The 14,401-nt window shown below is 41.3% G+C and carries 13 protein-coding genes and 1 pseudogene; 12 read left to right on the forward strand and 2 right to left on the reverse strand.

The window, feature by feature from the left end; translation table 11 throughout:
- The first annotated feature begins 1 nt into the window (after position 1).
- From floA to DBK98_RS21300, 3 genes and pseudogenes are all read left to right on the forward strand, one after another.
- Positions 2-1,003 (forward strand): flotillin-like protein FloA, encoded by a 1,002-nt coding sequence (floA, locus tag DBK98_RS21290; RefSeq protein WP_005807912.1) that lies wholly within the window; start codon positions 2-4, stop codon positions 1,001-1,003.
- 129 nt (positions 1,004-1,132) lie between these two features.
- Positions 1,133-2,011, forward strand: coding sequence for a nucleoside phosphorylase (locus DBK98_RS21295; RefSeq protein WP_005807914.1), 879 nt, complete (start codon positions 1,133-1,135; stop codon positions 2,009-2,011).
- Positions 2,011-2,539 (forward strand): annotated as a pseudogene (locus tag DBK98_RS21300) (3'-5' exonuclease). The gene DBK98_RS21295 and the pseudogene DBK98_RS21300 overlap by 1 nt, the downstream one beginning before the upstream one ends.
- Here DBK98_RS21300 and DBK98_RS21305 read toward each other — a convergent pair.
- Positions 2,523-3,173 carry an NAD(P)-dependent oxidoreductase gene (locus DBK98_RS21305; protein WP_005807919.1) on the reverse strand — a complete coding sequence of 217 codons (651 nt, stop codon included), beginning with the start codon at positions 3,171-3,173 and terminating at the stop codon, positions 2,523-2,525. The pseudogene DBK98_RS21300 and the gene DBK98_RS21305 sit on opposite strands and share 17 nt — an antisense overlap.
- A gap of 78 nt (positions 3,174-3,251) precedes the next feature.
- Positions 3,252-5,171 carry an ATP-binding protein gene (locus tag DBK98_RS21310; protein WP_005807922.1) on the reverse strand — a complete coding sequence of 640 codons (1,920 nt, stop codon included), beginning with the start codon at positions 5,169-5,171 and terminating at the stop codon, positions 3,252-3,254.
- Positions 5,172-5,292: 121 nt separating this feature from the next.
- Here DBK98_RS21310 and mnmE point away from each other — a divergent pair, with 121 nt between their 5' ends.
- The 9 genes from mnmE to DBK98_RS21355 all read left to right on the forward strand — a co-directional run bounded on the left by mnmE (position 5,293) and on the right by DBK98_RS21355 (position 14,287).
- A complete protein-coding gene (mnmE, locus tag DBK98_RS21315) occupies positions 5,293-6,690 on the forward strand; it encodes a tRNA uridine-5-carboxymethylaminomethyl(34) synthesis GTPase MnmE (protein WP_005807928.1) in 1,398 nt (465 codons plus the stop codon).
- A gap of 284 nt (positions 6,691-6,974) precedes the next feature.
- On the forward strand, positions 6,975-7,850 hold the full coding sequence (locus DBK98_RS21320) for a helix-turn-helix domain-containing protein (RefSeq protein WP_005807933.1): 876 nt from the start codon (positions 6,975-6,977) through the stop codon (positions 7,848-7,850).
- Positions 7,851-7,967: 117 nt separating this feature from the next.
- On the forward strand, positions 7,968-9,083 hold the full coding sequence (locus DBK98_RS21325) for a site-specific integrase (protein ID WP_005807935.1): 1,116 nt from the start codon (positions 7,968-7,970) through the stop codon (positions 9,081-9,083).
- Positions 9,084-9,538: 455 nt separating this feature from the next.
- Positions 9,539-10,255, forward strand: a complete 717-nt coding sequence (locus tag DBK98_RS21330) for a hypothetical protein (protein WP_005807936.1) — start codon at positions 9,539-9,541, stop codon at positions 10,253-10,255.
- A gap of 98 nt (positions 10,256-10,353) precedes the next feature.
- A complete protein-coding gene (locus DBK98_RS21335; RefSeq protein WP_005807939.1) occupies positions 10,354-10,728 on the forward strand; it encodes a helix-turn-helix domain-containing protein in 375 nt (124 codons plus the stop codon).
- A 5-nt stretch (positions 10,729-10,733) separates the two neighbouring features.
- Entirely contained in the window at positions 10,734-11,804 is a 1,071-nt protein-coding gene (locus tag DBK98_RS21340; protein WP_005807941.1) for an AAA family ATPase, read from the forward strand.
- Positions 11,805-12,187: 383 nt separating this feature from the next.
- Complete coding sequence (locus DBK98_RS21345) at positions 12,188-12,550, forward strand: hypothetical protein (protein ID WP_050503222.1); 363 nt, start codon at positions 12,188-12,190, stop codon at positions 12,548-12,550.
- Positions 12,547-13,755, forward strand: a complete 1,209-nt coding sequence (locus tag DBK98_RS21350) for a hypothetical protein (RefSeq protein ID WP_005807944.1) — start codon at positions 12,547-12,549, stop codon at positions 13,753-13,755. Before DBK98_RS21345 ends, DBK98_RS21350 begins: the two co-directional genes overlap by 4 nt.
- Positions 13,756-13,759: 4 nt before the next feature.
- Complete coding sequence (locus tag DBK98_RS21355; RefSeq protein ID WP_005807945.1) at positions 13,760-14,287, forward strand: hypothetical protein; 528 nt, start codon at positions 13,760-13,762, stop codon at positions 14,285-14,287.
- Positions 14,288-14,401 lie beyond the last annotated feature (114 nt).

The following is a 14,401-nucleotide window of genomic DNA, read 5'->3' on the forward strand; positions in this document are numbered from 1 at the left end:
TATGAATGTCGAACCCATGTATCTGACTATCTTCTTGATAGCAGGAGGTATTATCTTCCTGGTTCTCTTCTTTCATTATGTACCTTTCTTCCTGTGGTTGTCAGCCAAAGTATCGGGAGTTAATATTTCACTGGTACAACTTTTCCTGATGCGTATCCGTAATGTTCCGCCCTACATCATCGTACCCGGTATGATCGAAGCACATAAAGCGGGATTGAGTAACATAACCCGTGACGAACTTGAAGCACACTATCTGGCAGGCGGTCATGTGGAACGGGTAGTTCATGCGCTGGTATCGGCATCAAAAGCCAATATTGAACTTCCATTCCAGATGGCTACTGCTATAGACCTCGCAGGTCGTGATGTCTTCGAAGCCGTACAGATGTCAGTTAATCCGAAAGTTATTGATACACCTCCCGTAACAGCTGTTGCCAAAGACGGTATCCAGTTGATAGCCAAAGCACGCGTGACGGTACGCGCCAATATCCGTCAATTGGTGGGTGGTGCCGGTGAAGATACAATCCTGGCACGTGTAGGCGAAGGTATCGTTTCGTCAATCGGTTCCTCTGAAAACCATAAGTCAGTACTTGAGAATCCTGATTCTATCTCAAAACTGGTACTACGCAAAGGACTCGATGCAGGTACTGCCTTTGAGATCCTCTCTATTGATATCGCCGATATCGATATAGGTAAGAATATTGGTGCTGCTCTACAGATAGACCAGGCAAATGCCGATAAGAATATTGCGCAAGCTAAAGCAGAAGAGCGTCGCGCAATGGCTGTGGCTACCGAACAGGAAATGAAAGCCAAAGCAGAAGAAGCCCGAGCTAATGTGATTCAAGCAGAAGCAGAAGTCCCCAAAGCCATGGCTGAAGCTTTCCGCAATGGAAATCTTGGTATTATGGATTATTATAAGATGAAAAACATCCAGGCTGACACCTCAATGCGTGAAAATATAGCTAAGCCGATTGGCGGATCTACCAGCAAACCACTGGGTGATTAAAGAGAAATCATTCACCACAAACTACACAGCATACCACAACTGACTGGAGAAGAATAATCTCTTAAAAAGAGTGGTTAATCTATGTAATTTGTGGTGAACTTATTTATAAAACTAAAACCTTTCAATAACATGAAAAAGTATTTTCCTTCCTCCGAATTAATCATTAATGAAGATGGTTCGGTATTTCATTTGCATGTAAAGCCGGAATGGTTGGCAGACAAAGTTATATTGGTAGGTGATCCCGGACGGGTGGCTCTCGTAGCTTCTCACTTCGAAAACAAAGAATGCGAAGTGGAAAGCCGCGAATTTAAGACTATAACCGGAACTTACAAAGGCAAGCGAATAACGGTCGTATCTACAGGTATCGGTTGCGACAACATCGACATTGTGATTAATGAACTGGATGCTCTGGCAAATATCGACTTTCAGACACGGGAAGAGAAAGAGCACCTTCGGTCATTGGAATTAGTCCGTATCGGTACTTGTGGGGGACTGCAACCCAATACACCGGTTGGAACTTTTGTCTGTTCCGAAAAATCAATCGGTTTTGATGGTCTGTTGAATTTTTATGCCGGACGCAATGCCGTTTGCGATCTTCCTTTTGAGCGGGCATTTCTAAACCACATGGGTTGGTCTGGCAATATATGCGCTCCTGCCCCTTATGTGATTGATGCCAATGCTGAATTGATTGACCGTATTGCTCAAGATGATATGGTACGTGGAGTTACCATTGCAGCGGGAGGTTTTTTCGGACCGCAAGGACGTGAACTTCGTGTTCCTTTGGCAGATCCCAACCAAAATGACAAAATCGAAAAGTTTGAATACAAGGGTTATAAAATAACTAACTTTGAAATGGAGAGTTCCGCTCTTGCCGGCCTCGGCAAGCTGATGGGACACAAAGCCATGACAGTCTGTATGGTTATAGCCAACCGTTTGATCAAAGAAGCCAATACGGGCTATAAAAATACCATCGATACATTAATAAAAACTGTTCTTGACCGAATCTGATGAATCTATCATTTGCCGCCATTGATTTCGAAACAGCCACAGGATACATGGAAAGTGCCTGTGCCGTAGGTATTGTCACCGTTACCGACGGAGAAATTACGGATGAATATTACAGCCTGATTCAACCACCGGAGAATGAATACTGGCGTGCAAATATCCTCGTACATGGAATAACCCCGGAAATGACGGAATCACTTCCGGGGTTTCATGCCATTTATCCTGAAATAAAAAAGCGGTTGCAAGGAAAAGTAATAGTTGCACATAATGAGCAATTCGACCGTAATGTACTAAAACGCACCATGCGGATGTACAGACTGGACTATGACGAGCTATTACTTCCGGAACATTGGGAATGTACCTGCCGAATCTACCGTTCTTTGGGATATAAACCAGTCAATCTGAGTGCTTGCTGCGAACGGGAGGGAATTGAACTTAAGCACCACGAAGCCCTTTCCGACGCCCGGGGATGTGCAAAACTTTATCTTAATTATCTTTGAAAGATACCGTCCGTTTAATACCCTATGGTGAAACGTTCCTGATGATGGTCCGGCTTTTCAAGTTCATCAACCATGGCAGCGGCATAATCTTCTACGGAAATATGACTGTTACCCACAATATCTACAATCATATCATCCTTACCCAGACGGTATCTTCCGGTACGTACTCCCGGAGCCATATCTGCTGCCGGTGAGAAGAAGACCCAATCAATCTCTTTTTCCTTCTTCAAGAAATCAAGGTAGAAATCACTTAAAGCCCTCACCCCGGGCAATATTTTTTCGGGAACTTCTCCCGAATCAACGAGACGAATACCCGGAGCAATAAACAATGAACCGACCCCTCCCACCATTAAAAAACGGTTGACTCCGGCCTTTTTCACACCATCAATAATCGTTAGATAGACCTCAATGGTTTCCTTATATATATTAGGATTATTCCAACCCGGATTAAAAGCACTAATCACGGCATCGGCACCTTGACAAACTTCACAAACTTCATCTAATGAAGAGACATCGGCTCTCTTCACTTCCAGATTTTCATTCTCAATCTTAATTTTTTCAGGATGACGAACTACCGCCGTCACATGAAATCCACGGTTCAAAGCTTCATTTAGAATAGCCGAACCCACGAAGCCGCTGGCTCCGATTATCACAACTTTCTTCATAACTCAATTTATCTATATAGTATTATTTGTTTTCTACATAACACTCTATATCATAAATTGTTGCATCGAAAAACAGGCTTATCTTCCCTCCTGCAAATAAGCTCCGATAGTTTCTCTCAGCTTTTCCAGAGGATAAGGTTTCGCAATCACTTCGTTACACCCTGCTTCAATAGCCTGCTCCCCTTCCGGACAGAATGCATATGCTGTAACCGCAATAATCGGTATCTCTTGCGAAATTGCACGAATTTTAGTTGTCGCCTGAATACCATTCATCACCGGCATTCGGATATCCATCAGAATCAAATCGGGCTTCTCACGCATGAAACTTTTTACTGCTTCCTCTCCATTTGGCACCCAAAGAATTGTATATTCTTTCTTCAAAAAGGCATTAATCTGCAGATAACCGGACTCCACATCTTCCGCTATCAGTATCTTCTTCTGCCGGTTGCTCAGTCCCACAGTGACGGTTGCATTTCCTCTTTCCGCAACCGTTACTTTTTGCTCTTGCTTATTGGGCAGATAAAGAGTGAAAGTACTCCCTTTCTCAAGCTCGGATTCCACTTCGATCCGACCTCCTAACCGTTCCACAATACTTTTACAGATAGGTAAACCCAATCCTGTACCTTGTACAAAATCATTCAACTTCTCAAAACGGGTAAATATCAAAGGGAGCTTATCTTTAGAAATGCCACAACCGGTATCTGCCACATAAAATTTCACCCATTCTTCCTCTTTTACAAGTCCAAAGGTGATGCTCCCCTCAATCGTATTTTTAATTGCATTCGATAAGAAATTAAACAATACCTGTGTTACACGATTTCTGTCCGTCGAAATCCAGATTTCATCTGATGGACGAATCACATTTAGTTCGACCCCTTTCTTCATTTTAAGACGGTGTACCTTATACACTTCATCTGCCAGCCCGCTTATTTCTGTCAACTGACAGTGCATTTCCGATTTACCAGACTCTATGCGTGACAAATCAAGAATATCATTGATCAGTTGCAGCAATAGATTACTATTCTGCTGGATAATCCCTAAATACTCCTCTTTCTCCTTTTCATCCTCAGTCAGAGCTATTATCTCCGAGAAACCGACAATCGCATTCAAAGGAGTACGTATTTCATGGCTCATATTAGCAAGAAACAGCGATTTCATCCGGTCTGCCTCTTCTGCCCGCTGTTTAGCATCAAGCAATTCTTGCGAGCGCCGTATCCGGTCACCTATATCATGAATCAGAGCTAATACCTTATTCCCCTCAAACGGAGCAATACGCGCCTGAAAATAATGCCTGCCGGTTTCTACATCTAAAGGATATTCTATTTCTTTCAGTTTTCCACTTTTCAGACATTCACGTATACTACTGATAAACAATTCGCTGACCTCCGCTGAATAAATAGATCTCCCATCTGCTCCTTTCAAGACTTCTACCGGATGTAATAGTTCCGTACCGGGTGCCATCAATACATCCGTAATAAAGAAATTATCATCAAAAATAAATATAAACTCAGGGAGTGCCTCAATGATTTTCCGGTTTCGCTCTTCAAGCTGTCTGATCTGCACTTCTTTTTCACAGCGTGAAGTAATATTGGCAGTATATGCTATAATTTTATCAGAACCATTCTCCTTATTCTTCTTATACGCAATGAAATTATCTTCAAGCCAAATTGTTTCTCCATGCTCTCCCAAGCAACGCACTACTATTTGAGAAGTCTTTGTATCCGACTCAAGCATGCGGTTAAAAGCTGTTTGATAAGAAGTAACATCATCCGGATGAGCAAACCGATAAAAGTCATTAATTTCTCTGAAAACAATTCCTGCTTCCTTTAAACCCAAGATACTAAGATATTCATCTGTAAAATTACATTCGCCCGTGGGAATATCGTATTCCCAGAATGCAATCTGATGTCCGGCCAAAACAGAAGTGATCTTCTGGTAATCCTCTTTTAATTTTTCAATATTCTCCATCCCCGAAAATGAATCTTTTGCGTGTCCCATAGCCATAAAATTTGTCTTGCTGTATGCGAGCAAAGATAAAATAATAAAGCATAACTTCTATCTGTTTACTCTGTTTTTTACAGAGAAAGCTCTATCTTTGCCACTCAAAATGAAATAGATAATGAATCAAGACACAATTTGCGCCATAGCAACCGCTCAAGGAGGAGCCATCGGAAGCATTCGTGTTTCCGGTCCTGAAGCAATAACCATCACCAGTCGTATTTTTACTCCGGCTAAATCCGGAAAGCTGCTGAGTGAACAAAAGCCTTATACGCTAACTTTCGGCCGAATTTATAACGGAGAAGAACTGATAGACGAGGTTCTCGTCAGCCTTTTCCGGGCCCCACATTCCTATACGGGGGAAGACAGTACTGAAATCACTTGTCACGGCTCATCCTATATTCTACAGCAAGTAATGCAATTGCTGATAAAAAACGGATGCCGTACCGCACAGCCGGGAGAATACACTCAACGAGCTTTCCTCAATGGTAAGATGGATTTAAGTCAGGCCGAAGCTGTAGCCGACCTAATAGCCTCATCTTCTGCCGCCACCCATCGTCTTGCTCTGAGTCAAATGCGTGGCGGATTTAGCAAGGAATTGGCAATATTGCGCGAGAAACTATTGAACTTCACATCAATGATTGAGCTGGAATTGGATTTCAGTGAAGAAGATGTGGAATTTGCCGACCGATCTGCCTTGCGCCAGTTAGCTGACGGAATTGAGAAGGTGATTGCACGCCTGGTAGACTCGTTCAGTGTAGGAAATGCTATAAAGAATGGTGTTCCGGTAGCTATTATCGGAGAAACCAATGCAGGAAAATCTACCTTACTTAATGTTCTGTTGAACGAAGATAAGGCAATTGTCAGTGACATTCACGGCACAACACGCGATGTCATTGAGGATACTGTAAATATAGGTGGTATCACTTTTCGCTTTATCGATACAGCCGGCATTCGGGAAACTAACGATATGATTGAAAGTCTGGGTATCGAACGAACTTTTCAAAAGCTCGATCAGGCAGAGATTGTACTATGGATAATTGATTCAGCAGACGCAATCTCACAGCTAAAACTACTCTCCGATAAGATTCTTCCTCGTTGTGAACACAAACAATTGATTTTAGTCTTTAATAAGGTAGAACTGATAAATGAAACTCAGAAAAATGAACTGACCTCACAACTTTCCGAGCATGTCGGTTCGGAAATAGAATCTATTTTTATTTCTGCGAAACAACGTCAGCACACGGATGAACTCCAACAAAAACTTATAGCAGCTGCCCATTTACCAACAGTCACACAGAATGATATTATTGTAACGAATGTCCGTCATTACGAAGCGTTGACACGTGCGTTGGATGCAATTCACCGGGTACAAGAAGGATTGGACGCAAATATTTCCGGGGATTTTCTTTCACAAGACATACGTGAATGTATTTTCCATTTATCCGATATAGCAGGGGAAGTGACCAATGATATGGTGCTACAGAATATATTTGCACATTTTTGCATCGGTAAGTAGGATATTGTAATCAACTGCAATGAATTAGAACCAACTATAATGAAGTCGCTGAAAATCAGCGGCTTTTTTATTTGCCAAAAATCCAGCTATAAACAGTTGGATACTGTTGTTCACCATATTTTTCTACCGTATTTCTACCGCGGAACAATTAAGGGCTTTTGCCCGATGTCACACTGACGCATTTGTTGACGTGTGTTGACAATGGTTTACGTGAGTAGACAAAAAGGGAAATAATCCGAGCTGTAAAAAGCTCATGTTTCACTAAAATATGGAGAATAACAAAAATGGAAGTAAAAAGAATCTGCCAGTGGTGCGGCAAGCCTTTCATGGCAAAAAAGACCACTACCAATTATTGTAGTCCGCAATGTTCCAAAAGAGGTTATAAACACCGGATGAAGGAACGTAGAATGGAAATGCGCGAATTTCAGGAAATGATGGAGGTAAAGAACAAACTGGAGAGCCAGGAATACTTTACCTTTTCTCAAGCAGCCAAACTAATGGGCGTTTCTCGCCAGTATGTCTATAAACTGGTAAAGGAGGACAAACTTCGTGCATCAAGGTTAAGTTCAAGAATGTCGCTCATCAGAAGAACCGACATCGAACTGATGCTGAAAACAAAACCTTATGAAGTTCTCAGACCAAAAGATGAATTTGACGTTACCGAGTATTATACAGCTGAACAGATTGCGGAAAAGTACAAAGTCAACGCCAAATGGGTGTGGACCTATACCCGGCAAAACAATGTTCCCAAGGTCAGAATCCGCCAGTTTAATTATTACAGTAAAAAGCACATAGATGCGGCATTTGCCAAATATAAGACTGATGACGCCTTGACCGAATGGTACACTCCGGAAGAAATCGAGAAAAACTATGGGATGACACGTGTAGCCATCCGTTCACATGTTTACCGCAACAACATCCCTTCAAAGAAAGAGCACGGCCAGATATTCTACTCAAAACTTCACTTCGATCTGTCCAAGAAGACAACCGAAGATGATTCTTCAGAATACTATACCGTGCAGGAAGCCATGAAGAAGTATAGTCTCACACGGGATTCTGTTTACGGCATTCTGCAATTCCACGAAATAAAACGGGAGAAGAAAGGGCGCTTTGTGAGATTCCTGAAAGTGGAATTTGACCACATTATGGGCGCCAGATAATGAATCTGTACAGACAGATATACAGACTGGAAAATGATTTTATGCTGAATACGGTCTGCATAAAGTCATTGTGCATCTTCACCGCAAAATTTAAGTCAACTAATAACATTTGTAACTATGTCAGAATGTAAAACTGTAACTTTGAGAACCCGCCCGTTAAAAAATGGTATGCTTTCCTTCTATCTGGACTATTATCCGGGCTACCGTGACCAGGACACGATGAAGACTATCCGTCACGAAGGTTTGAACATTTATATCTATGCCAACCCAAAGAACCAGCGGGAGCGTGACTTCAATGCAACCATGTCAGAGAAAGCAGAAGCCATACGATGCCGGCGCTTTGAAGCTATCGTAAACGAACGTTATGATTTCTTCGACAAGAGGAAATATAAGGCAGATTTTCTGGAATACTACCGTAAGCAACTTCCCAAGCACGACCAGAAATGGGAATTCGTTTATCAGCACTTCTATAACTTCGTACATGGCAAATGTACTTTCGAAGAAATTGATGTGGAGCTGTGCAACAAGTTTCGTGAATATCTGCTCAATGCCAGACAGCTAAAACGGGATGGATATATTACACGAAACTCAGCGTCCGGCTACTGGTCCACATTCAGAGGATTCCTGAAGATTCTCTACCGCAATCGGCTGATCAAGTCAAACATAAATGATTTTCTGGAAAAGATTGAACCGGAAGATGTGGTAAAGGACTATCTGAGTGTAGAGGAATTGTACTGTCTGGCCGAAACACCATGCAAGATACCAGTTCTAAAAACCGCTTCCCTCTTTTCGTGCCTGACCAGTTTGAGACTCAGTGACATACTTACTCTCTGCTGGGAGGAAATTGTTGATTTTGCAGCAGGAGGGAAATGTGTACACACCATCACACAGAAGACAAAGACGGAAGACATCATCCCCATTAGTGATGAAGCCCTGAAGCTGATAGAATACTCACCAGAGAAGAAGGGTTTGGTATTCAAAGGTCTGAAAAGGTGCTGGACCCAGGTTCCCATGAAGGAATGGATTCGTTCTGCCGGAATCACCAAGAATATAACATTCCATTCGTATCGTAGAACATTCGCAACCCTGCAAGGGGCGGCTGGAACCGACATTCGTACCATACAAAGTATGATGGCTCACAAGAGCATAACCACGACCCAAAGGTACATGAAAGTAGTGGACAGCAACAAGCGTGAAGCGAGCAATAAGATTACCCTAAAAAGGAAAGAATAGCAGTCTGTATCCTATATAAATAATATGCCTAAAGTATGATTATAGTATGATTTAGAGTATGATTTTCGTACTTTAGGCTTATTTTTCTTAAAATCTCAACGATTATCTGTCACTAATTACAACTATTTGGAAATAGAAAATATATTTGCCATAAAAACTAGTACATATAATTACAGAACATGACAAACAATATTAAATTATCGGCACGAAAGACAAGTTTCATACTTGCAGTAAGTTGTATCCTTTTTTCAGTAATTGCAACATATCTGTACATTAATCACTAGATAGATCTGACCAGATATACAACACCTATAATATTAGGAACCGTTGTAATAATCATAACGTGCGGAGGATTACAACGTGTATTCTATATATTCCTTACGGATGAATGTCCGCAGATCTTTTCTGATAATCAAAGAAATTCTATACCTGACAAGGTTATTCCCAAACCAGATATGATAATTGAAAAATGCAATGAACCGACTGTAGAAGTTTCAGGTTTAGAAATTATTGAAGTTAGCAATGCAACAGAAGTTATTTCAATGATTGAGTTACCAGAAAAGACAAAAAATACTGATATTACAGAAAACAAAGCTACCAGCTCTGAAATCGTTACATCCATTACAATATCAGAGAAGCATGATGATTCGAAAGAAATAAAAGTTTTGGAGCAACAACCTACCTCAGAAGTTAAATCCGAAGCTTTTTCATATCTCCAGGGATTCGAAAGCCGTATGGAAGAAATTCAGAAGGAAGAACTAGAGAGAAAAAAAATGATTATAAAGGCTATTCATGAATATGTCACCTATTCTACCGCAAAATTTCTTACCAAAGAGAATCTGCTTATACTACATGAAAACATAGACCATTTGGCAAGTGGGCAATCAGATTTGTATAAACCCATCCGTTCAAAAATGGAAACTCCTCTTACATCACCTTCATTAAGACATTTTGTCTGGAATATAGGCGAACGGTTAGGCATATCATTATCAGAAAGAGCCAATTTCATAAAAACCATATTTCCTAATGAATTAAAAAATGCAACCTTGGGATACCTTGTCAAGAATCTCAAAGATACCATACACAGTCAGATTCCTATTGACAGTCCAAAATATGATGATTTCAAATTTGATTATACTCTTATAAACAAAGCGCAGTGTGATAAAAAATGAATTAATACAGACCGGAAAATGATTCTCGTCTCCTATTTTTCTGCATAATGTCATTGATTTAGTTTGTGGCATATTCAAACACAATAAATAAAAACATTATGCATTTCAAAAATTTAACCTTTAACGATTTACCTACAGTCGTAGGTGAATTATGTAAGAGAATTGAAAGTCTGGAAACTGTATTGAAAAACAGTCTGGCAGTCCAAAACAAAGTCAAAGAGAACCATCACGTTCCTATGACAGTGGATGAAGTATGTACCTACCTTGGCATATCCAAATCCTCATTTTATTATAAGGTCAAGCATGGGGGCATTCCTGTAATCAAACAAGGCAAACATCTTTTTGTCTATCGTGATGAACTGGACAAATGGCTTGAGACCGGAAGAAAGGTACAGGTTCCACTGACTTTTGAAGAAGAACAGGCACAGATGCTTGCTGCCACCCGTCGTAAGGCTAACCCTAAAAACGTGTAAAGCCTATGGACAAGACAGACATTAGAATTCCTACTGACAAGGAATTGACCGCTTATATGGAGGAATCTGCTGTAAGTGCAAACGGAGCTTATGAACAGTCACCGGTTGTATTGATGGTAGATGATGCCGCAATCGGTACACTGGGGAACTTCAGTGCCTCTATAGGCAAGGCCAAAAGTAAGAAAACTTTTAACATAACAGCCATTGCAGCATCGGCATTGAAAAACGGAACAGTGCTGAAATACCGTTCATCATTTCCAGAGGATAAGCGAACTGTTCTGTACATTGATACAGAACAAGGACGCCATCATTGCCAAAAAGTATTGAAAAGAATCCTGCGCCTTGCCGGACTCCCAGAGGATAAGAATCCAGATAATCTAATTATGCTGGCTTTGCGCAAGTACGCCCCTCCGATACGTCTGGCTATAATCGAACAGGCTATCGGCACAATCCCCGATCTCGGACTGGTGATTATAGATGGCATCCGAGACTTTCTTTATGACATCAATTCCCCCAGTGAAGCGACCGATATTATTTCCAGATTCATGCAATGGACTGATGACCGCCAAATTCACATACATACCATTCTCCATCAGAACAAGAATGACGAGAATGCCCGTGGTCACATCGGCACGGAACTGAACAACAAAGCTGAAACAGTCATGCAGGTAGAAGTGGACAAGATGGACAGGACAGTAAGTGTAGTCGAAGCCATTCATATCCGTGACAGGGAATTTGAACCGTTTGCTTTCCGTATAAACGATGAAGTCTTACCAGAACTGTTGGATTCTTATCAGCCCCAGGAGAAGAAAATCGGAAGACCTGCAAAAGAGCCGTTTGATCCGTACAAGGAAATTTCCGAGAGCGTGCATCGGGCAGCTCTGGACGCAGCTTTTACAAACGTCTGTATTACCTGTTATGACGATTATCTGGAACGACTGAAGGAAGGATATGCCCTGCAGGACATTAAGCTGGGACATAATAAAGCGGTTAAAGTTGCCACCTTCCTCAGTAACAAAAGGATGGTCATAAAAGAGGGAAAGGAATATAAAATCAACCCAGACAGCCATTATTGAATCCGGCTTTACTTTATTGGCAGTGTGTACATATTAGAATAAAGCAAAGTCATAAAGATGTTAATAGGAAATATTCATCTTCTCCCCTTTTATTGGATACCCAGAATACTGATATCATTTATGGTACCAGTTGAAATGCCGATTTCATTTGTATATACGACACGGCTTGCCGTGCAGTTTCAACAGGTATCTGTTGCGAGATATGCCAAGGTATAACCTCCACTCCGTTATGGTTGTACATTGGCGCTCTCACCGGCTCAGCCACTTCGCTGGTGCGGTACTCGCAGGCTCGCACCTTAACCCGTTATAATATTAGATTCTCATGGAAAAAGAAATAATAAAACAAACAGAACGAGACTCCGGACAATAGGAGAACCGTATTTATCGGGGCCAAAGTCAGCCCCCGACAGAAAGAACATATCAAGTCAATGGCCGAACAATGCGGAATGACCGTAAGCGATTATCTGCTTGCACGGGCATATAATTATAAGCCAAAGGCAAGACTCACCAAAGAGGGAGCTGCACTTCTGCAGAATCTGGACAACTGCCGTGCTGACCTGGTGAAATACACATCAGCCCTTCATGGAATGAGTGCAAGCCAACGGCACATGATGTTCAACCAGATTCCATTTATGGTGAACTGGCTGAAGGAGCTTGGCAATGTGGCAGAAAATGTCTGCCAGTTCCTAAATTCCGTAAAAGAGCCGAACATTATTCCAACCAATAATAAAACTGAAGAATCATGATCGCAAAGGCTAAAGCAATATCGCATGGCATAAACGACATCCGTTATATAACCGGCGAATCACATAATAAAAAACATCCGGAAAAAATCTATCGGATATTGGATAATATGATGCCATCGGAACCAGATGCAATGGGTGTCTGGAATTCCATGCAGCTTACTCTTTCCCGCTTCCGCCCAGTGAAGAACTCAGTCATCAGAATAGAACTTAGTCCGTCACCCGAACATACCAAGGATTTCACCATTGAAGACTGGCAAAAACTTTGGCAGGATTTCGCCATAGAGTTTGACAAACAGGTGTTCAAAGACAAGGACGGAAAAATACGAAACTGTCCGACCAATCTGGCCAACAGCAAATACACAGTCTGGCTCCATATGGAATCCTATAGCGGAGTTCCTCATCTTCATGCTGCTGTCTGCCGGATGGATGAAGACGGACAGATCAACAACGACCACAATATACACCTTCGTGCTCAATGGGCAGCGGAAAGAGTGGCAAAGAAACGTGGATGGATAACAGCAAAACAGGTAAGAAATATCAACACACCATTAGTTACACGGGATTGTATGAATGTCCTTAAATCAATGTCATCATGGTCATGGGATGAATACAAAGCAGCATTGACAAAGAAAGGATACACCATACATGAGCGAAAGGACGATGATGATATTCTTCACGGATATGCTATCATGAAAGGAAAGACGAAATACAAAGCTTCCGATCTGGGCATTGGTAGAAACCTGATGGTTTCAAAACTTCCTGCCACATGGGAGAAACTTCATTATAGGCTAGGCATTGCAGCGAATAACAAACCTAAAGACACTGATTCGAAACAGATTCAGAAGCCATCGGCATCCGCTGATTATACCAAATATAAGATCTACAATTCGAATACGGTTCCCTATACATTGAGTCACGAAGGTCAGGAACATCGGTTCTACATTCCAGAAAAAGTGCTCAACCATTTTAACGATGAATTTGATTATCGTTTCTTCTCCAATTCACAGGAGTTAACCGATATGGCAGTAGCAATATTTGTCGGATTGCTGGAAGTTCCCAATGCGCCAACCGGAGGTGGCGGTGGTTCACAAAGCGAATTGCCATGGAGAGATAAGGACGAGGATGATCTCTTATGGGCAAAAAGATGTGCCCGTGCTGCCATTCGTACCTTAGGAAAGAAACCGAAAACTGGATTAAAACGATGAGCTTATGAAAAAGAAATTTGATTTTACCGCTGAAATGAAGGAAGCGCAGGCTACCAAAAGTACTCCTCAAAATGAATATCTTGAGGAGGAAAAACGTCTGCTTGGCATAAACGTAAAAGAACTTGCCGAGTTGAATGACAATGTGTATGGATTGAGGACGGATCTTACCGCATTGGTAGATTTATTAGGAAAATACAAACTGTCTATTACTCAGGATACGCAAGAGCAGGCTGTAAAATTTGGCAATACCGTTCTTGGCCAATTCATTGATCAAATTGAAACCAAGTGTACAGAGGCAGAGCAGAGGATTGCTCAAATGGATAACCGTATTTCTCTATCATATAAAGCATTTTATATTTTGATTGTCATTCTAATAGCCCTATCCTCTTTCTTGGTCTGTATGATCATGGCGAATGTAGAATTTTTGCATTCTTGGTTAATTTGGAGGATGGTTGCTATATGTGGGCTTATTGCGATCTTGGGAATTACGATGGTGGTAGTAGTTCATAAGTTACTTGGGAATAAAACCTGATGAAAAAATATTAAACAATAGCTTTCTGTTCTAAAAAATATGTGACAAGAATTATAGTTTTCAAGTTGTAACTCTTGTCACACATTTTATTTATCATTTATTTTTAACTTTTCA

The sequence above is a fragment of the Bacteroides sp. PHL 2737 genome (assembly GCF_004115325.2).
In the GTDB taxonomy this organism is placed as follows: domain Bacteria; phylum Bacteroidota; class Bacteroidia; order Bacteroidales; family Bacteroidaceae; genus Bacteroides; species Bacteroides hominis.

Coding starts and splice junctions, on each gene's coding strand:
- DBK98_RS21355 (WP_005807945.1), top strand. CDS start 13,760: ATGAAAAAGAAATTTGATTTTACCGCTGAAATGAAGGAAGCGCAGGCT.
- DBK98_RS21335 (WP_005807939.1), top strand. CDS start 10,354: ATGCATTTCAAAAATTTAACCTTTAACGATTTACCTACAGTCGTAGGT.
- DBK98_RS21325 (WP_005807935.1), top strand. CDS start 7,968: ATGTCAGAATGTAAAACTGTAACTTTGAGAACCCGCCCGTTAAAAAAT.
- DBK98_RS21350 (WP_005807944.1), top strand. CDS start 12,547: ATGATCGCAAAGGCTAAAGCAATATCGCATGGCATAAACGACATCCGT.
- DBK98_RS21340 (WP_005807941.1), top strand. CDS start 10,734: ATGGACAAGACAGACATTAGAATTCCTACTGACAAGGAATTGACCGCT.
- DBK98_RS21330 (WP_005807936.1), top strand. CDS start 9,539: ATGATAATTGAAAAATGCAATGAACCGACTGTAGAAGTTTCAGGTTTA.
- DBK98_RS21305 (WP_005807919.1), bottom strand. CDS start 3,173: ATGAAGAAAGTTGTGATAATCGGAGCCAGCGGCTTCGTGGGTTCGGCT.
- floA (WP_005807912.1), top strand. CDS start 2: ATGAATGTCGAACCCATGTATCTGACTATCTTCTTGATAGCAGGAGGT.
- DBK98_RS21295 (WP_005807914.1), top strand. CDS start 1,133: ATGAAAAAGTATTTTCCTTCCTCCGAATTAATCATTAATGAAGATGGT.
- DBK98_RS21320 (WP_005807933.1), top strand. CDS start 6,975: ATGGAAGTAAAAAGAATCTGCCAGTGGTGCGGCAAGCCTTTCATGGCA.
- mnmE (WP_005807928.1), top strand. CDS start 5,293: ATGAATCAAGACACAATTTGCGCCATAGCAACCGCTCAAGGAGGAGCC.
- DBK98_RS21310 (WP_005807922.1), bottom strand. CDS start 5,171: ATGGGACACGCAAAAGATTCATTTTCGGGGATGGAGAATATTGAAAAA.